Source organism: Verrucomicrobiota bacterium (assembly GCA_038744685.1).
Classification (GTDB): Bacteria; Verrucomicrobiota; Verrucomicrobiia; order Opitutales; family Puniceicoccaceae; genus Puniceicoccus.
This window is the reverse complement of record JBCDMB010000045.1, coordinates 1-18,438: the sequence shown is the minus strand read 5'-3', so window position 1 is coordinate 18,438 and position 18,438 is coordinate 1. Positions and strand designations below refer to the sequence as shown.

The 18,438-nt window shown below is 49.8% G+C and carries 16 protein-coding genes; 5 read left to right on the top strand and 11 right to left on the bottom strand.

Translation table 11 applies throughout. The features are described from left to right. Together AAGJ81_15600 and rpsL are read right to left on the bottom strand one after the other, a co-directional pair. On the bottom strand, nucleotides 1–91 hold a 91-nt coding region (locus AAGJ81_15600), incomplete at its 3' end, for a 30S ribosomal protein S7 (GenBank protein MEM0967573.1). A 23-nt stretch (nucleotides 92–114) separates the two neighbouring features. Then, the gene (gene rpsL, locus AAGJ81_15595; GenBank protein ID MEM0967572.1) at nucleotides 115–492 is read right to left on the bottom strand and encodes a 30S ribosomal protein S12; all 378 of its coding nucleotides are present in this window, start codon (nucleotides 490–492) and stop codon (nucleotides 115–117) included. 450 nt (nucleotides 493–942) lie between these two features. Between rpsL and AAGJ81_15590 the strand changes: the two genes are divergently transcribed. Continuing rightward, nucleotides 943–1,848 (top strand): hypothetical protein, encoded by a 906-nt coding sequence (locus AAGJ81_15590; protein ID MEM0967571.1) that lies wholly within the window; start codon nucleotides 943–945, stop codon nucleotides 1,846–1,848. A gap of 16 nt (nucleotides 1,849–1,864) precedes the next feature. Here AAGJ81_15590 and AAGJ81_15585 read toward each other — a convergent pair whose 3' ends face one another. From AAGJ81_15585 to AAGJ81_15560, 6 genes are all read right to left on the bottom strand, one after another. After that, nucleotides 1,865–5,425, bottom strand: a complete 3,561-nt coding sequence (locus AAGJ81_15585; protein MEM0967570.1) for a HEAT repeat domain-containing protein — start codon at nucleotides 5,423–5,425, stop codon at nucleotides 1,865–1,867. Nucleotides 5,426–5,634: 209 nt separating this feature from the next. Further along, nucleotides 5,635–6,735, bottom strand: coding sequence for a DUF2235 domain-containing protein (locus AAGJ81_15580; GenBank protein ID MEM0967569.1), 1,101 nt, complete (start codon nucleotides 6,733–6,735; stop codon nucleotides 5,635–5,637). Continuing rightward, a complete protein-coding gene (locus tag AAGJ81_15575) occupies nucleotides 6,732–7,001 on the bottom strand; it encodes a hypothetical protein (GenBank protein MEM0967568.1) in 270 nt (89 codons plus the stop codon). Before AAGJ81_15575 ends, AAGJ81_15580 begins: the two co-directional genes overlap by 4 nt. A gap of 16 nt (nucleotides 7,002–7,017) precedes the next feature. Then, nucleotides 7,018–8,007, bottom strand: a complete 990-nt coding sequence (locus AAGJ81_15570) for a hypothetical protein (GenBank protein ID MEM0967567.1) — start codon at nucleotides 8,005–8,007, stop codon at nucleotides 7,018–7,020. A gap of 10 nt (nucleotides 8,008–8,017) precedes the next feature. Beyond that, nucleotides 8,018–9,043, bottom strand: coding sequence for an alpha/beta hydrolase (locus AAGJ81_15565; GenBank protein ID MEM0967566.1), 1,026 nt, complete (start codon nucleotides 9,041–9,043; stop codon nucleotides 8,018–8,020). Between the two features lie 46 nt (nucleotides 9,044–9,089). Next, nucleotides 9,090–11,375 (bottom strand): hypothetical protein, encoded by a 2,286-nt coding sequence (locus AAGJ81_15560; GenBank protein MEM0967565.1) that lies wholly within the window; start codon nucleotides 11,373–11,375, stop codon nucleotides 9,090–9,092. Nucleotides 11,376–12,019: 644 nt separating this feature from the next. Between AAGJ81_15560 and AAGJ81_15555 the strand changes: the two genes are divergently transcribed. Beyond that, nucleotides 12,020–13,579 carry a class I adenylate-forming enzyme family protein gene (locus tag AAGJ81_15555; protein ID MEM0967564.1) on the top strand — a complete coding sequence of 520 codons (1,560 nt, stop codon included), beginning with the start codon at nucleotides 12,020–12,022 and terminating at the stop codon, nucleotides 13,577–13,579. Here AAGJ81_15555 and AAGJ81_15550 read toward each other — a convergent pair. Beyond that, nucleotides 13,576–14,247 (bottom strand): hypothetical protein, encoded by a 672-nt coding sequence (locus tag AAGJ81_15550; GenBank protein ID MEM0967563.1) that lies wholly within the window; start codon nucleotides 14,245–14,247, stop codon nucleotides 13,576–13,578. The two genes, AAGJ81_15555 and AAGJ81_15550, sit on opposite strands and share 4 nt — an antisense overlap. A 139-nt stretch (nucleotides 14,248–14,386) precedes the next feature. On the opposite strand from AAGJ81_15550, the gene AAGJ81_15545 reads away from it, so the two are divergent. Next, entirely contained in the window at nucleotides 14,387–15,871 is a 1,485-nt protein-coding gene (locus tag AAGJ81_15545) for a DUF1800 family protein (GenBank protein ID MEM0967562.1), read from the top strand. 4 nt (nucleotides 15,872–15,875) lie between these two features. Next, complete coding sequence (locus AAGJ81_15540; GenBank protein MEM0967561.1) at nucleotides 15,876–17,120, top strand: DUF1501 domain-containing protein; 1,245 nt, start codon at nucleotides 15,876–15,878, stop codon at nucleotides 17,118–17,120. Nucleotides 17,121–17,152: 32 nt separating this feature from the next. Here AAGJ81_15540 and AAGJ81_15535 read toward each other — a convergent pair whose 3' ends face one another. After that, entirely contained in the window at nucleotides 17,153–17,677 is a 525-nt protein-coding gene (locus tag AAGJ81_15535; protein ID MEM0967560.1) for an outer membrane beta-barrel protein, read from the bottom strand. A gap of 108 nt (nucleotides 17,678–17,785) precedes the next feature. Next, nucleotides 17,786–18,004 carry a helix-turn-helix transcriptional regulator gene (locus AAGJ81_15530; GenBank protein ID MEM0967559.1) on the bottom strand — a complete coding sequence of 73 codons (219 nt, stop codon included), beginning with the start codon at nucleotides 18,002–18,004 and terminating at the stop codon, nucleotides 17,786–17,788. Between the two features lie 209 nt (nucleotides 18,005–18,213). Here AAGJ81_15530 and AAGJ81_15525 point away from each other — a divergent pair. After that, a partial coding sequence (locus AAGJ81_15525; protein MEM0967558.1) for a hypothetical protein occupies nucleotides 18,214–18,438 on the top strand: 225 nt, incomplete at its 3' end.

Genomic DNA, 18,438 nt, shown 5'->3' with positions numbered 1-18,438 from the left:
TTACCATATTAATCAGCTGGCTGACCAACTGGCTTTGGTAACGCGGGTCAGGGATGAACTCCCTCTTTTCGGCTTGGCGACGGCGTGACATGATTCAAAAAACTTGGGTTAAACTCAGGATTCCTTCGGCTTCTTCACCCCATACTTCGAACGGCTGCGACGGCGTTTTTCGACTCCACGGCAGTCAAGAGTTCCCCGAACGATGTGGTAGCGAACACCCGGAAGGTCCTTCACACGACCCCCACGGACCAAAACAATGCTGTGCTCCTGAAGGTTGTGCCCTTCGTCAGGGATATATGCGATCACTTCGATACCAGTGGTCAGACGAACCTTGGCCACCTTACGGATAGCGGAATTCGGCTTTTTAGGCGTACGGGTCATCACCTGAACGCAGACGCCACGCCGGAACGGGTTGTTCTTAAGCGCGGGCGACTTCGTCTTGGCCTTCACCAATTGGCGAGGCTTACGGACAAGCTGGTTGATCGTGGGCATAGAAAATGTAAGGTCTGAATTGAGCGAAAACGGAGAACAATACCTTCCGCCAATCGGCACGCAAGAAAGAATTTGGTCGAAAAAGGAAAAATCTCATAGCAATTCAATGTGTCGAATTAGAATCGCAAAGAACACCCCAGCCGAACGTTTTCGAGGAGAATGTTACCCGTAAGCACTCACTCGTATTCCGCACAGAGCAGAATGCCGCAGCGCTCCAACTGGCCACTGATTCCCCTTGGATCACCAAGGATTTGATCCAAACAGTGTTCCACAACGGGCGCTAACGGCTGACTCACAAAAGTATTTCGCTACTTCAACCAGTAGCTCCGATCACTTAAGCGAATCAGCGCAAAGTATTAGGAAAACATTTCAGCAACTCTAATCCCTTTGGTGATTGAGCATACAAACTGCTAACTCCCACCTGAATGCGACACACATCTTAACCAAATCATGGAGATCAAGAAATTCATCAAACACACTCTTTGGTTTGTCTTCTCTCTTGCCGTTTTTGTAAGTTGGTACGATGTGCTCGTAATCCCAGAAGATCATACAGATCGACTACCGTGGAACTCATCATCAACTTCAATGAGTCAGACAGGAAACGCCTACAAGGCAGTCTCGCCTGAACAGTATCAAACAGCCGTCTCTGAAATAGCTGCGCGCGTAAGTCACGAGTTTAATCTATTCCTCTACCAGTTTCTTGTGATTGCAGGAATTGTTGGTGCTTTCATCAGGGAGTATGTTTTCGCAAATGACACGTCGGACCACGTTACCATGGAAAACAGAATGCAAGGTGGAGTATTAGGAATCGTTGTCGGTCTCGCACTCTGCTTTCTGCTAATAATTTCTCTTCACCTCCGGTACAACACAATCTTCATTCAACAACTTGGAAATTGGATCTACGTTTTCGTCGAAAACGGACCTGACTCAGTGTTTTCGAACATTGGATGGGAGAGTTACATCAATAACTTCAAGGATGCAGGCCCGCAAGTGCGAGAGTCTCGTGGAAGCCGCGTAATTTCTGATCCGTTCTTCGGAATTTTTGTATCAGCTCTCAATGCCCCCACCTGCCTACTAGCCATGGTATACTTCTACTTTACGGCGAGAGTAAAAAGCTTCAGATCCCAATTCACTAAACGAATCTTCAAGGGGCTTTTCTTTGCAAACATGGTCCTTCTCTTTGGCTTATTCGTTTTTAAAAACAATCTACAGTCAGTGTTCTCACTCCATGGAAACCTGAAATTCTTCGTAGCGGTCTCAGCCATCTTTTGCATGTTGGTTTACATCTCAATCGACCTCTTTCGCTTGATCAACAAGACTTCAGTGGATGTGCCTCCAATGCACCAAAGATCTTGACCCAAGCAAAAAACTCTCACGCCTCCGACCGATCTAGAATAATCTTCCGAATCTCATCGCTCACCGTATGATCGCTCGTGCTAGCAGCGTGATCGGAAATCTTTTCGCTAAGCTCCTTTGCATCCGAAAAAGGAAGACTCTCCGCGAGCATAAAATACACGCCTCGAAAACGAGGGTCGTCGAAATGCTGTTCAACTCTCTCCGAACTGTTTTTGAAGGCTTGAACAACGAAGGAGTCCACAATTTTGTCATGGCGAAACATCCATTGCTCACCGTCTGAGGTCACACGGCAAAGCACCATCTTGAAGCGTTCCATGACCTTGAGCTCTTCTTCAAAATCAGAGATTCTTTTCTCGTCATTCAATCTCATTTCATAGACTCGTTCTGAAAACGGTTTGAGAGGAAAACTCTGACCTGCATTGACCCGTTCGTACTCACGCTCCATCTGGTTATATTGCTGCTCCTCCAATGCCGAAAGGTCGGGCTTTTCGCCGCGATCAATCAGATCAGCTACGACCGTTAAATCCATTGGGTTGCTCAAAACCCTCCGATACGACCCCGAGAAACCCTCTTCATCACCGAGAACACTATCGAGAAACAATCTACACCTGCGACGGAATTCTTCCCTTTCAGTGGTGACTAAACGAGTCATCAAAAACTCTTCAATTCCTTCATCGTCCAACGGCTGAATCTGCCAGCGAGAAGCTCTTTTAGGCGGATCCCAATTCAATGGCTGGGTCACCAGAAGCACGTTGGCCCGCCTAAAGGGCTGAAGATCGCTCTTGATGCGGGCACGCACATCTGCCGAAGTCTCGTTAAGCCCGTCAATACAGATAGCAAGTCCACCATTAAAAACCATTGCCTCGAGAAAACTAAGGTCTTTCATCTGGCCGATCAATCGGCGCTGCAGTGCGTCGAGAACGCCATCCTTACAGTCTCTCGCCGGAAGATAAGCTTTCGGACCCTTCGTATTGAGGAGAAGCCATCTCGCAAACATCGTTTTTCCAAGACCCGAATCACCCTCCAGAATAATCTGCCCCTGAATTCGACGGTCAGCACCGTCAGTAACACCTACGGATGCACCTGAAATCCGCTTTAAACGATCCTGTTCAAAATAGTGACTTACATCGAATTCATCCAGAGAAGCGTCTGCAATTAAACTCTCTGCCATCGGCAAGAGCATTCTCTTTCGCAAACGGGTGAACAGTGCCAGAACCAGACTTACATAAAACAGGCTCAACCACTTTCGAAACCATGGATTCCAGAAAAATACTTCTTGGACTACCCGCGATCTCGGATAGACGAAAAGAAGTAACGACCAGACGACGATATGGCAGACCAAAACAAAAAACCCTCTTCTTACCCATTTGCGAATCTCCTCACTATCTTCCAAATCCTTGATTACGTTTTCAATCGGACCGGAGTGAACAGATCCTTGTAGTAGCTCCGCAGATCTTCGAAGCTGCCCAAGATCGACGCTACGACCGGACCAGTGCCCATTCTCATGACCAAGAGTAGTAACCACAGCAATTGCCGTACTCGTTTCGATTTCAAGGTTTTCAAAATCTTCTGCGGCTTCATAGAGACGGTTCAATGTCTCAAGAGTTAGAGATGGGTCTTCAACTGGCACAGGAAGACTGTCTGGTCTTCCTAACCAACTCATAGCTAATTTCATTTCAGGATCACCTGCTCCGAGAACATGGGCGATAAAGCGAAGTCTAGGCTTTTCGCTTCCAAACATATGAATCTGTTCCAAAATCAAACAAAGGTCTTCAAATCTCTTCGGTCCCCTTTCCAAAAGGTCTCTGGTGACAATTAACTTTCTTACTCCATCCGGAATTCCATCAAGTAAATGCACTAATGGAGGTATGTTCTCCTCTTGTGTGGAAATAATCTTCTGAAGATTACTATATGCCGATTCACGAACCTTCCAATCTTCATCTTTCAGCATCAATGCGATTTCCGCAACGTAGTCACTCGAATGCTCACCTAATCCTCCAAGAACATTCAAAGCGGTCTCGCGAACCGCCCCTTCCTCATCTTTCAGCATCAATGCGATTTCCGAAACGTAGCCACTTGAATGCTCTCCTAATCCAATGAGCGCAGTTTCAGCTGCCTCACGAACCTCCCAATCCTTATCCTTCAGCATCAATACGATTTCCGAAACGTAGCCACTTGAATACTCACCTAATCTTCCGAGAACATTCAAAGCGGCCCGACGAACGTTCCAATCCTCATCCTTCAGCATCAATACGATTTCCGAAACGTAGTCACTTGAATGCTCACCTAAGCCAATGAGTGCAGTTTCAGCTGCCATCCGAACCAAACCATCGTCATCTTTCAGCATCAATACAATTTCCGAAACGTAGCCACTTGAATGCTCTCCTAATTCTCCAAGAACACTCAAAGCTGCCTCACGAACCTCCCAATCCTTATCCTTCAGCATCAATACGATTTCCGAAACGTAGCCACTTGAATGCTCACCTAAGCCTCCAAGCACATACAAAGCACCCAGACGAACCTTCCAATCCTCATCCTTCAGCATCAATTCGATTTCCGCAACGTAATCACTTGAATGCTCACCTAATTCTCCAAGAACATACAAAGCGCTCTGACGAACCTCCCCATCCTCATCTTTCAGCATCATTGCGATTTCCGAAACGTAGCCACTTGAATGCTCTCCTAATCCTCCAAGAACATACAAAGCGCTCTGACGAACCTCCCCATCCTCATCTTTCAGCATCAATGCGATTTCCGAAACGTAGCCACTTGAATGCTCACCTAATTCAATGAGAGCTGTTTCAGCTGTCCAACGAACCTCCCCATCCTCATCTTTCAGCATCAGTACAATTTCCGAAACGTAGCCACTTGAATACTCTCCTAATCCTCCGAGAACATTCAAAGCTGTCCGACGAACCGCACCATCCTCATCTTTCAGCATCAATACAATTTCCGAAACGTAGCCACTTGAATGCTCTCCTAATCCTCCGAGAACATTCAAAGCTGTCCGACGAACCGCCCGATCATCATCTTTCAGCATCAATGCGATTTCAGAAACATAGTCACTTGAATGCTCACCTAATTCTCCAAGAACATTCAAAGCACTCTCACGAACCGCCCGATCATCATCTTTCAGCATCAATACAATTTCCGAAACGTAGCCACTTGAATGCTCTCCTAATTCTCCAAGAACATTCAAAGTGATCAGACGAACAGTGAGATCCTCATCTTTCAACAATTTCGTAATTGTCGGAACTAGATCCGCATCCATTCCAATTGCAACGAGCGCTTTAGCAGAGGTGAAACGGATCCATTCATTCTCGTCCTTGAGTAAATCCAGGAGCTCCGGAACATATTCTCTGGAAGGAGCTCCAATCATCCGCAAGGCGCTCGCTGCTGTCGCGACTACGGAATCTTCCTCTGATCTAAGTAATTCTCCTACACGCTCTAATTCGACACGTCGCACGCTCTTCGCTTCAATAAGTTCAGCAAGTGACAAACGCTTCACCTCAAAATTGTGGTCTTCAAAGGCTGAGAGTGCTCCTTCAACCCTCCATTCGACCCAAGAGCGGGTCACCGTTTCCGATAGATGATTTTCTTGGCCTATCGATTCACAGAAAAGACAGCAAACCCCAAACAAGAGAAGGCGAAAGAGTAGTTGATTGACCACCATCATCACTCAAAATCACAGATTTGACACCAGATGGAATCCGCAACACCCATTCCTTCCACGATTCCACCTCCGGAGAGTCCAAAGAATTCCTCATCCACGGGATTCATAAATACCTATCTCGGAGCAAACAGTCTTTCAATGCGTTCCTTGAGGATTTTCTCAATACTCGAAAGCGCCTTCGGAAAATAATCCTCCCGCTCGTTCATTCGAATGACCACACTCTTATCAATGTCGTTTGTTTCCGAGATGCCTTTAAAATCGCGCGACTTTCGACCAGCAATTTTCATAAATCCCTTGAAGCTATCTGCATAATCAGCGGACGGATTGGGGGCCGGTCTCAGCTCTTCAGAAAGGACATCCATTTCAAACTCAAGAGAGGGCACATCTGAACCGCTTCCAAATCCTCCGGAAGCCAAGTCTTTGATCCACAAAAGAGGTCCATCTGCCAGAGGTGCCTGCTCCACTTTCCCACCGCCCACCGAACCATGAACCCCAGGAAACCACATTTGACTCAGTTGAGTCTCTTTCTGGCTCGGAGGCACCTCCATGGTCACGTAATGGAAGGGCTTCCGGACTTCGTCCGCCGCAACCGCATGAGCCGCAAATTCGATCTTTCTGTTCAGGAAGTGATCATGAAACCGGTATTTTCGATTGAGCCACTTATCCAAAGGAATGAGCGGCCATACATCCGGCACCCCCAACGCACCGACCGTATCGAAGCAACCGAGAAACTTAATGGGAATCCTGCCGGGATCGAGACCATCTCCTGTCCGGTCACCAATCTTCTTGCGAAATTCTACCGATTCATTGTGCCCCGGTGTGATTTCAGGGTCGCGATAAAGCTGCATCGCTTCCTCCAAAGAACCAAAACCCTCCCGCTTCAAAAGGCCACAACAGTAGATCAACCCAGCCAGACTCCGGACTGTGTATGCACCACGACTGTAACCGAAAAGGTAAATCTCATCACCTGCCTCGTAATTCAAAGCAAGGAAGAGGTAGGCCTGCATAATATTTGTATTGAGACCCTTTCCGAGAAGACCACCTCTTGTCTTCGTTCCTCTTTTCGAGCCAACTCCAGGGTCGTAATACACGATCTGTGAAGTGCCATCTTTCGATTGGGGAGAAACGATTCTCGCTAGCTTTACGACGTTTGTTTGATCCGACACATTCGGCTTTTGCCATGTGCCGTCACAAAAAACCGCAATTCGTTTCATTGGACTTCCTCCTTCTCGTTTTTGCTCTCCTCCAAATCACAATCCACTCCTAATTCCTTTTTGTAGCGAACGGTCACCTTGTTACTCTTTTCGACAGCGTTCTTTGCGAGTTCGATTACTTCCTCCAAGGATCCGCTAACTCGATCAAGTAACTTACCGATCTGATTCCCTTTCCAGATCAATCCGAAAACGACGATCCCGATGGAAATCATGATTCCAAAAACAAGAATCGCTGCTGAAATTACGATGGCTTCCGGTGTCGTCATGATGGATTAATTGGTGTCATGCCATTGCGGAGTACGGGATTTCTTTGGACCAAGCATCCTCGCTTAGTGACAACCAAGAGTCACTCTCTTCCATGAGCTCTCTCAAAAGCTTGGATTCCTCGCTTTCATCAGATGGAAAATTCTCCCCCAGTGATTCGAGTGCTCTTGTTAGGGACGCTGGAACATCCTCACTTATCAATTCCTTCCACAAGTCCGGCTTGTCACTCAATGTGACCACGTAGGGATCGGGCTTTCGCATCAGGATCCCTTGCCTCTGCCCACGCCTAGGGCCCCGCACATGAACTACTGGCTCCTCGACAATGTACTTCGGTGGTGCCATGAGCCAACTCTTCGGGATGGCCTGAATCGGATTGATAAATCGATCACCGTCTCGAAAAAGGCTTGGATCTCCGTAGAAAAAATACTTTGCAAAGCGATCCGCCAACCAATGGATAGGCACCTCCAGACCCGCAGCTTGCAACATTTGTTGAAAGATCCAATCAGCCTTCGCCAGGCGCGACCAGAAAGCCTCCGGTTGACTGGGACGATTAAAAACCAACCCATTGATCTCATAGGCAAAATCATGAATCTTGGCGATGAGATCAAACAGGCTAACTGGCCGTGCAAAATAAAGGGTTCTTGCTCCCGGCCCGACAAAATTACTACCACCGATAGACGATCCTCCGACGAGACTTTTCGTGAGGTGATTCCAATCCAAGGTCACTGAGCTTTCGCCACCAGGCCAAGGGGGAAGAAAGTTGAACTGCTCCTGAATCACCGTCTCCTCCAGCCTCTCTCCATTCTTCCGAACAAATCCTCCGACTTTCCGATAGGACCGAGCTTCCAATCTAAGGAGCGGATTCAAGAGATCACCCCACCCTTCTTCGTCATCGATCCGTATCGATACACTGGAGGTATCCCTCACGGGGTTGAAATACTCATTTCGAATTTCCTGCCCACTCGCACTAGGATTCTTCAGGTACTTTTTGTAGGCAGAATGACTCATTCGCTTCATCCTACACCTCCTCCCTTATTGTATACAGACACCGATCTGACCGAAATCCAGGTATCGAGTCCGAGGGTCGAGCCCCATTTAAAATGGGTGCAAAAATATCATCTATAGGAGAATTGCCAGACGGAGCGCTTTCGCACCAATCCCGCTTAAAGACGTAACCATGAAGTCTTCCGATGTCGAAACACTTCGTCAGGTCTAAGTAGAACGTACCCCGCAACGTCTCAAAAGGTATATTGCAACCCAATCTAGCCTCTTGCTCTATGCCACCTTTCTTTTGCGAAACATTGAGGGGCATATCGCGTTCGTTAAATAGAACGAAGGTGTGGCCCCTCGGTTTCAGTTTATGCATCCAATTCACGTGATCATACATGTTCACGTCTGGTGCCGAGAGAATGATGTTATCGAAAAAACTGGTTTCTCCTTCAAAGGAGCTGGGTCCGACTGCTTTCTTCAACACGTAGTTGCCCATGCTGAAAGCTAGGAGGCTCAACTTTTGGTTACAGCGCTCATCGCGAACTTCCGCAAAATACGTGGCCATTTTTTTGAAAACTCGCAAAAGCTCATCGGCGCTGTCCTTCGCTCTCCGTTTGTCACGCTTATAACCAACCACCCCGTAAGCTTTTTCAAGGAAGTCGGGATTTTCATCCGGCCCGTCACCCCTAGAAGGCCACGAGAACAGCAAAACATCTACGTTGTATAGCTCTTCCAATTGTTGCGCGGCTTCGACCGTTTTTTGAAAATCGGAATTATAGCCATGGATGTAGAAAAGCACATTTCGGGTTCCTCCCTCCTGACGTTGGCTGGCTCTGTAATGATTAAACAACCGGCGACTAGGAGGATTCCTTTCTAACGAGTATGAACTATCACTTTCATCAAGAATGACCGGTTCGTTCTCTGAGTTAATCCATCCAACACGAATTTGGCTTCGCGCTTCGCAGGTAGGGTCACTGTAGTTGAATTCGTCTCCGAATCCAGAAAACGCGTCGCCTTCCATCAATAGATTTCGGTTAGTTGCAAAGAAGATCATCGAAATTCTCCTCTCCAACAGACTAGTTCATGCAAACCTCGCACAATTACGCCCCTGTCTTAAACGTCGGATACGATAGCGACTCCTTGCCTACCGTGACATCAAGGTTCACGGATTCGAGCGGGAACGAATGCGCCAAGAGTAGGACACAAAGCCGGAACTCGAACGGCGATCCAGCAGTTGCGAACTTTATGAATCGTTTTTGCCATTCATAAGCGGCATCAAAACTAACCGTCTCCTTTTCTTCGATTAGGGCGGATAGCTCGCTCATACTACGAGACAGTCCCTGTAACCGTCTCACTACATCAGGAAAATCGCGTGCAATCGAGAAGGGATGCCACTTCACGTATTCTCGACTTCCTCGCGATCCCTGAAATCTCCGTGGCTTCAATTCCCGTTTAAGGTCTTTCCTCATCTCGGAACTTATCTCGTTCGACCTCGCCTTCCGTTTTAATGACACCCTCGCTGCTGTATGCTCCCTCGGGTTCTTGAATAGGAGTGCAAAGAAGTCTGAATAAGCTGCTTCGCGAGCCGTTAGAGTCTCCCGGTGCGCTTTCTTCCTCCACTCAAGAGCAGCACTGCCGAAGAGCGCCAGCTGCCCAAAGTCTGTTAGGATCGAATCGAACGTTCGGGCACATCGACAAAAGTCAGTAGCGGAAAGGAATCCAGTCCCAAGACTACACGATACAACTCCTTTCTTTTTCAACCATCCATTGCTTTTTACCTTAGCCAATGTCTTTTCGAACTCTTTCTTCTGCTCTTCTAGAAAGTCACTCTCCACTCCAAGTGAATACAACCAATCAATACCATGGCCAACCTCATCTTCCTCAATAGATCGACTGATGTCATCCGGCCTATCGGTAGCCCAATTGAGGTTCACTGCGTACTCCATGCAGTCGAATGTCTCCTTATACTCGTCATCAACGGGCTTTGCAGAAAAAGAGACTTTTCCAAATTCGGAATCGTTTGCTCTACCTACGAGCCTCTCACCCTCCGACGAAAAACTGATCGCTTTCCGATCCAAGAGTTTGTCATTGGTCTCAACGAATGAAACCGATCCGGTGCTTTCGGACCCTGCAAAGAAAGAGCTAATTTTGATTCCGAAACCGTATCCCCATTTTCGGGACTCAGAATCGATCTTCAAATACTCCTCTACCTGACAAAGATCGCCGAGGCCCTCCGCTGCTTCATACGTCTTGTCCGGATCTCTCGTGCTCAACGCGGTTTTCACGCTATCATCCCAGCCACTATTGATCGGACCCTTGGAGGTCCACTGAAGGAGAGTTTGAGTTGCCGTAGTCTTCGAGAAATACGCAAATGCACGAGCCGAAACCTCTACCTTTAGTCGATCGTTCAAACCTTCCTTAAGCTTACTCACGATTTTCGCACTCGCGGCCTCTACGTCCTCAAGCATGTCCGCAGGGAGTCCTATTCCCTCAAGCAACTCCTTCTTTTTCTCTAGAGTTCCCGTCTCGAGCCCACTCAAGAAACCTTTCTTTCCAGTGACTTGATCAATCGCTTCTTCAAAAGACTCCTTGAAGCCGCTCAAATCGAGGTCTCCTTCCACAGAGACATCGAGACCCACTGTCGAAGTTCTCGCAGATGAGGCGGCAAGACGGTATCGGTAGAACCAATTACCACCTTGATCCTCGTGACGTCCCATTTGAAAGACGACCCCTGTCTTAAAGGACACTTTGGCGTATACCTTTGCGGAGGTCGATACCGGGACAAACTTCACTTTATTTGCGCCCAATTCGACGAGTGATTTCACCCCTAAACCAACAAGGTCGGAGAGATCGACACCGACACTAACGCCCACAGACCCATCAAATACGATCTCCATCCCACCTCCCACCGGGAGTGCCTCACCCGGAGAAAAAGGATCTTGCCCACGCCACATCTCTGAGATGCGTTCCCTGACAACATCCAGCGGCGAATCATCAGGATCGCCAGGAAGAAGCCACGAAACCGACCCTTCTGCAGCCGCCTCTACTCCACCCTCCAAGACGCCGTAGCTCACCTTGAGACTTCCGCCACCCTTCAGACCAATTCCCAGCCTTAGCCAAGTGTCGGTCTCATCCAGAACCACCTGATTCCCGATCATTGCGAAATCTTCCTGAAGGAGGTCTTCCTCGTCGTTGTAAACTCCCCATTCCGCGTAGGCCTCTCCAGTGAGCTTCAGGTCCCACCCTTCTGGCAGCTCAGGACCAGACGTCCAGTCCTTGTCAACAAGCTCCGCCTTTGTCGGTTGTTTTGAATGATCTAGGGGAAGCGTCCACTCCGGCCGTGTCTCCGTTTCGATTTTCTCAAGCAGTTTCTCGAGCAACTTCATTTCCCCTCCTTCTTAGTCATTTTTCGACCTTAGATCGCAGTAGAGTCCGACCAAGATTTCGCTCCAAGAGAACCTCCACCTCCCATGCAAAATGCTAATTTCAGTTTCTTTGGCATAGGAGGGGGTTTATTGAGTTTCTCATTGTTCCAGAGGATTGAGTAAGTCCCCATCTTTTCATAGAAAAAGCCGCCTGACATGCGGCTGCCCCTAAACTGGTATTCTCCCGGACCATTTTATAAAAACGTAAAGCGAACGTTACCAGGGTGTAAAAACCCAAGCCAGCGTTGGCGTAGCAAAATCCGTGCCTCGCCAACGTCAATTTCACCAAATCCATGATCTCTGGATGAATGTTATCCTTCACCCCGGGAAATTTGAGTTGCCTGTCGATCGCGGCAGCCAGAGGCCCAAGGGATTTCTTGTAGTCGTTGAATCGAAATCACCATCTCAGGTTTTTCCAGATGGATTAGAGAGGCTTAACGAGCAAGCATTTCAACTCGTTGGATAATAGGTTCTGTGTGGCCTCTTGCCCACGCGGTCCCTGGTCCTCCCTCGACAAGCTCGCGTCAGGCGAGAGGTCAGGGCACTGATAACAGTGCCCCATCTTTTTCTTTTGCGGCGGTCTAGAGAACTCACAGTCTGTAAGTATGCTCGCTCATTCCTCTCCTCACCAAACCCGACTTCAGGCGGGTATCCGGTCCTGTCTTCTCGATCAGCCTGCAAGAGTCGTTCTGCGTGACGGCGAGCATAGCATTACTGGAGGAGAGCTCATCGAAAAGGCAGATCGGCTTGCTGGTGGACTTGATTTGGCAATCGGAGACCGGGTAGCTTTTCTGGCGCCTAACACTATCGAAGCTGTTGCTGTTGTTCTTGCGTGTTACCTTCACGGACTCATTGCGGTGCCCTTGAATTACCGTTTCACGGCTGCCGAGGCAGGCCACGTGATTCAGAAAGTGCGGCCATCGGTGTTGATCGGGGACGGTGATCGACAAGAGGTTCTTGAAGAGATTGTGGCAGAATTTCCAGATCTGGACACAGTGGGGATTGGATGGGATGCGGACCTTTCGTTTGAAGAGTTGCTCCTCGCTGAACCGGCCGATCCTGAGGGAGTTTCGGAAGATGCTCTTGCACTCATTCTTATGACCTCTGGTTCCACCGGGGAGCCGAAAGGAGTCGTCCACACCCACCAGACCGTTTGGGAGGGAGCACACAGCGCGAAAGAGGCCTATGGATACTCGGAAAAAGACGTGCTCCTCGTCAGCAAACCGATCAGTCATGCCGGAGGACTGCAAACCCAGCTCTTCGGAGGAATCTTCGGAAAAGCCCATATCGTTCTTTCCATGCGTCCGAAACCTTCCGATGCGGTCACACTGATTCAGAAGCACAAGGTCACCGTCTCTGCTCTTCTCGCGAGTGACTTTCTCGATTTCATTGAGTATCTTGAGGACACCGGAACCCATCTGCCTACGGTCAATCGGTTTGTCGCCTCAGGAGACGCGGTCCCTCACGACCTCCATGAGCGATTTGCGAAGATCTTCGGGTTTGATCCCACGGAGGGTTGTGGCATTTCCGAGGTAGCCGCCTATTTCACGATGAACCCGATGGATGGAACCAATCGCCGCGGTTCTATCGGAATCCCCACCCCCCGTTTCAAGGTCCGGATCGTCGATGACGAAGGGAAGGACGTTCCTCAAGGAGAAACTGGTGAGATTGTCGTGCAATCCAAAGCAGTCACACCGGGCTACTGGGAAGACCCCGAAAGAACTCAAGAGCTTTTTCGGGATGGGTGGATGCTTACTGGCGACCTCGGGCACAAGGACGAAGATGGTTTCTTCTGGTTCAAGTGCCGTAAGAAACTCCTCATCGTCCGCAGGGGCTCAAATATCTCACCGATCGAGGTAGAAGACCATCTTGACGAGCACCCCAAAGTGCACGCTTCTGTGGTGGTCGGAGTCAAAGACAGGAGGGACGGGGAAGTCCCGGTCGCCTTTATTGCGCCTTTGGATCCTGAAGATATTCCGACCACGGAGGAGCTTACCCGCTTCGCCGCGGAACAACTAGCTTCCTACAAGATCCCCGTAAGATTTCTTTTCCGTTCTGAGTTACCGAGAACCGCTACCGGCAAGTTTGACCGAAACGAACTCCATGAGGAGGCAGTTGTAGCTTACGTAGACGCCGTTTCGTCCGACAAAAATAACCGAGACTAAAATCCATGAAGGCTCATAGGAGCCTCCTCCTCAGCCTTCTCCAATCTCGCAGCATGGATCATTTCATCAAGCCGAGGGTCGTAGAGCAAAATCTCGTTACCTTTCATCTCCCCGTATACCCCGAAATCTTTCGTGTAAATGTTTGCGGGAAAGACCGTCGGCTGGATCACACCATCCTCCTCAGGTGGTGCGCCTTTCATCCACTGGCTACCCCCGGAGTTGATTTCTAGAATTCCATTCGTTTCTATTTCGGTTAAAGCACTCGAGCGAACGTAAGTTTCAAGAACCGAGACCCCATTCAAGTAGATCACATGCAGCAACCAGCCGTCCGGTCTGGGATTTGGTTTTTCGCTCCGTCGTCCGGCATCATTTTTAATCCACAGTCGGGCGGACGAGGGTATGACAGTCTCATTGATTTTAAAATAGAGTACGTGCTCCCAATTCTCATCTTCCAATGCCAGAACCGCGCCGTAAGCGTCAAAGCGCTCTCGATGAAAATCCTCTAGATCATCATCTTTTACCAAAAGACCCTTGCCGCTCTCCCTGAGCAGTCTTCGCTCCAGCTGGCTTCTGGATTCACCAATCCTCGCTTCAGCAAACGAAGGTAGAAGCAGAGACAAGGCAAAAAACGCACGAATGAAGATTGAAGAATATGGGGCGATTCTCATGGATGCGATGTTGGACGACAGACTAGCAACCAACAACGAAAAAAAAATTCTGAGACGAATTACCGAGGTCGGGATAGGCTAAAGCAGTGTTGCACCCATACCGGATCTTCGCTACCTTTACGGTTGTTGCGAGCACCCCATGCCATTCACTTACAAAGAGATTCCTGCTCTTGCCCTTTGGGAGCCTATCCATCGAGACGACTGGGGCACGGCTGAAGCGAGGCATTTTCTGGAAAGAGCCGGGTTCGCTTCCCACCCGGAGGCGATAGAGGAGGTCCTTGACCTTGGACCTGCCAAGACCTGCGAACGTTTCTTTCCCCGATCAGAATTCGTAATACCTGAATGGATCGACGAATCCATCGCGACTTCCGAGAAGATTGCTAGTGACGCTAAGGCAGCAGAAGATAAGGAAGAACGAAACCGGCTGTACCGCGAGAAACGCCAACATGACCAAGAAGCAGTGCTCCTCCTTGAGCACGAATGGCTTTTGCGAGCTGCCATGCCCGAGACTGGGTTCCGTGCAAAGTGGGAGTTGTTTCTTTCGGACGTCTGGGTGGTCGGAAAGCGAACTGTCCGCTACCCTAAATGGCTCACTTCCTACTGGCAGTCTCTCGCATCCCTATCCGATGTCCCATACCCAAAATTCTGCAAGCTCTTTAGCCGTGAGCCCGCAATGGTCCGTTATCTTGACCTCAACCGAAACTCGAAATCCAAGCCAAACGAGAATTTTGCAAGAGAACTATTTGAGCTCTTTACCCTTGGGGAAGGGAATTATACCGAAGCCGATATCAAGGAAGCCGCTCGCGCCTTTACCGGCCGACGTCTCTACGGAAACCGCTACCTCGAGGTGAAGAAACACTTCGACGGGGGGAGAAAAACGGTCTTCGAACAGACGGGCAACTGGGATGGTGATCAGATCATTGACCTCATTTTCGAAAAACCGGCAGCCCGGGTCTTCTTACCGAATGAAGCGATCCGATTCTACCTCACCCACGAGGAACTCGATCCGCGTAGACTCGCCGTCCTCGGGGGTCTTTGGGCAGAGGAAGACTTTCGATTGGACGCACTGAGGCGTAGACTCTTTTCTTCCCGAGCGTTTTACGCCCTGGACTTTCGGGGCAACCGCATCAAGAGCCCCGTTGAATTGTATATTGGGTCTCTACAAAGGTTTGGACTTCAGCCCATCCCAATGCCTCGCTACAGCACTCGCCACTTGCGAGCCATGGGCCAGGAACTCTTTGAACCTCCCAACGTGCGCGGTTGGATTGGAGGCGAGGCGTGGATCAATGCAGGTAAATTGGCTGCCAGAAGACAAGCCATCGCCGAACTATTCCAAGACTTCTCGGAGAAAAGCCTCAATGCGGATGACCAATATCGCATTGATCGGGAGCGAGGTCGGCAAGACCACCTCTCCTTCCGCGTCGACATCGACCGTCTCGTCGAAAGGATCGGCCCGACCAACAACGACTTCATTCAATTCGTCAATGACCAGATATTGATCAACCCGCCGGGTCCCACATTTTTTCGAAGGGTTCGCGATCATCTCGGAAACAAAGCTCATCCCGCAGAGGTTCGGGAGGTCTTGGTGACCATCCTTCAGTCTCCTCATTACCAACTCAGTTAGAACCATGGAAGCCGACTCCCTTTTCCCCCGAACGACCAGGCGCGAATTTCTCCGGACTGGCGGAAAGGCGATGAGCTTTCTTGCTCTGAGTCAAGTGGCTCCCTCCTTTGTTGCCCGTGCAGCCTCTCTCAGAAGCCCACGACCGGACAAGGACTCGACCATCCTTGTCCTTGTCCAACTCGCGGGAGGAAATGACGGGCTCAATACGGTCGTACCCTTTGAGGATGACCGGTATTACAAGCTTCGGCCGACTCTGGGAATCGACAAAAAAGACGTCCTCCCTCTCAATGAACTTTCCGGACTCCCTACGAGCTGCGAAAGCCTCCACCGGCTATTCTCGGATGGCAAACTCAGCGTCTTGCAAAACGTAGGCTATCCCAATCCAAACCGCAGCCACTTCCGGTCCATGGAGATTTGGGAAACTGGATCAGATTCGGACGACGTGGAGCCAACCGGATGGGTTTCCCGTTTCTTCGACAACTCCTGCGCCGGTTCTCCTGATGAGGATGATCCAAAAGGGATTTATCTTACGCAACAGGCGCCCCAGGTCTTCGACTCGGACGAATTCCTCAACATCTACGGGGCCGCGTCTTTCTCCAAGAAAGGATCCGCCGGAGATCGGAAACTATTGGAGGAACTGAGCGAGCTGAAAGTCGGCGAGCAGGAGCCAATGCACTTTCTGAGTCATACTTATCTCGATGCGCTGGCGATGGATGAAAAGATTGCAAGGGTGTTGGCGAATCATCGGAGGAAGGCAGTGTATCCGGAGTCACAGATCGCTAATTCGCTTAGCAAAGTAGCGCGAATGATCCGGGCCGGTCTCGATACCCGGGTCTACTTCGTTTCTCTCGGTGGTTTTGACACCCACAGCAACCAGATTTACCGCCAGCCTCAGCTTCTGAAGCAACTCTCGACCGCACTTCTAGCGTTCCAAAACGACCTGGAGGCCGATGGTCTTGACTCCCAGGTGTTGACGATGACCTTCTCTGAGTTTGGCAGACGCCCTCGCGAGAACGAAAGCAACGGAACGGACCACGGGACCGCGGCTCCTCTCTTTGTGATGGGTAAAAACGTTTCAGGATCGGTAATGGGCGACGCACCCAATCTCGACCTCCCTAGGAACGGAGATCTTACCTACGAAACCGACTTTCGAAGCGTCTATGCTACGGTGCTGGAAAATTGGTTGAACTGCCCCTCAGAACCAGTCCTCGGTGGACGGTTTGATACGGTCCCATTCCTTCGAGGCTAGAGCAAGGTCCTGCGTAGCGGAGGCAACTACTCCTAGAATCGGTAGGTCAGACCAAGGGTAAATCCGCTCCCGCTGAAGTCGATCTCATCTCCAGCAGCGAAACCGCCGCCTGCCGAATCGACCTCCGCGTCAAGAAGCTGGTACCGCCACTCGAGGAAAACCCTCCAATCGCTGAGAGAAATTTCTACACCAGCGTTGCCAAACCACCCTTGTTCATTCTTCAACTCGAAACCATCTTCTCCCGAAAACTGGTAGTATCCAGCCCCAAGCCCCGCAAAGAGAGAAACGATCGGAATCGGAAACCGTAACATCAGTGCCGCCTCGATCGGGATCATATCTACGGAAGGGTCGCTGAAAGAAAAATAGCCTGCTCGAACATCTACACCGAGGACTCCAATCACTTGGCCGCGCACAACCGCTCCACCTCCGTAGCCTTCATCCAAATCCTGGGGCTTCCACCACGCACCGTAACCGCCGGCTTCCAAGTCGATGAGGAAGGCCTTGGCAGGTGCAAACGAAAGGCACAATAGCGATGCAGCAAGAATGACTCTTTTCATCCCAAAAGAGGAGCAACAACAAGTATGGGACGCAACGCCAAAGCCGACATGATGGCTCCGCAGTCCGATCAAATCACCACAAAACTCCTGCCGAAAGCTTATACCCAATTACAGCAGGTCATTCCACTTCGCACCCAACGCCTCACGAAGTCGGCGGGCTGTTGTGATGAGGATGTTGATCTGCCCAGATTCAATCTTCTGAAGAGTCCTCAGCGCAATTCCGGCCCTCTCGGCCACTTTTTCCTGAGTCAACGAGCGTTTTAACCTTTCTCGCCGAACCTTTTCTCCAAACTCCTTTAGTTCCGGCAAAAGTTCTTCTCTGGGCACTCCCGATGGCATCCCCTATTGTGGGGTAAATTCATCCTTGCAAGAACGACCCAATGGATCGTAAAACACCCTGTTGAATCGACCCCTTCATCAAAGTTATCAGACAAACTTCTAGGATATCGTCCTACCTCGAATAGCTTGCCATCAAAGCCGGGAAAACGTATCTACTGTCATCACCAGACTACTATCGCTCTAACGAGCCGCTTTTCATGAGATCTCTTCTTTTAACCCTCATCATTTTGCCTGTTTCGCTAGCCGCTGAAAAAAGCGAAAGAGAACTTTCTCCCGAAGACGCTGAAAACAAAGTCGAGCAGGAGATGGCGGCACGGGAGGCAAAGAAAGCCTCCGAACGTTCGGAGCTTCTCGCAGTAGCAGCTACCACAGAGACAGAGCAACCCCTCCCGAACGGCAAAAAGCTCATTCTGCGCAGGGTG

Bases quoted from the DNA above. Each gene is read 5' to 3' on its own strand.
- AAGJ81_15545 (MEM0967562.1), top strand. From the start codon at position 14,387: ATGCCATTCACTTACAAAGAGATTCCTGCTCTTGCCCTTTGGGAGCCT.
- AAGJ81_15560 (MEM0967565.1), bottom strand. From the start codon at position 11,375: ATGAAGTTGCTCGAGAAACTGCTTGAGAAAATCGAAACGGAGACACGG.
- AAGJ81_15570 (MEM0967567.1), bottom strand. From the start codon at position 8,007: ATGAGTCATTCTGCCTACAAAAAGTACCTGAAGAATCCTAGTGCGAGT.
- AAGJ81_15540 (MEM0967561.1), top strand. From the start codon at position 15,876: ATGGAAGCCGACTCCCTTTTCCCCCGAACGACCAGGCGCGAATTTCTC.
- AAGJ81_15590 (MEM0967571.1), top strand. From the start codon at position 943: ATGGAGATCAAGAAATTCATCAAACACACTCTTTGGTTTGTCTTCTCT.
- AAGJ81_15535 (MEM0967560.1), bottom strand. From the start codon at position 17,677: ATGAAAAGAGTCATTCTTGCTGCATCGCTATTGTGCCTTTCGTTTGCA.
- AAGJ81_15575 (MEM0967568.1), bottom strand. From the start codon at position 7,001: ATGACGACACCGGAAGCCATCGTAATTTCAGCAGCGATTCTTGTTTTT.
- rpsL (MEM0967572.1), bottom strand. From the start codon at position 492: ATGCCCACGATCAACCAGCTTGTCCGTAAGCCTCGCCAATTGGTGAAG.
- AAGJ81_15565 (MEM0967566.1), bottom strand. From the start codon at position 9,043: ATGATCTTCTTTGCAACTAACCGAAATCTATTGATGGAAGGCGACGCG.
- AAGJ81_15550 (MEM0967563.1), bottom strand. From the start codon at position 14,247: ATGAGAATCGCCCCATATTCTTCAATCTTCATTCGTGCGTTTTTTGCC.
- AAGJ81_15555 (MEM0967564.1), top strand. From the start codon at position 12,020: ATGCTCGCTCATTCCTCTCCTCACCAAACCCGACTTCAGGCGGGTATC.
- AAGJ81_15580 (MEM0967569.1), bottom strand. From the start codon at position 6,735: ATGAAACGAATTGCGGTTTTTTGTGACGGCACATGGCAAAAGCCGAAT.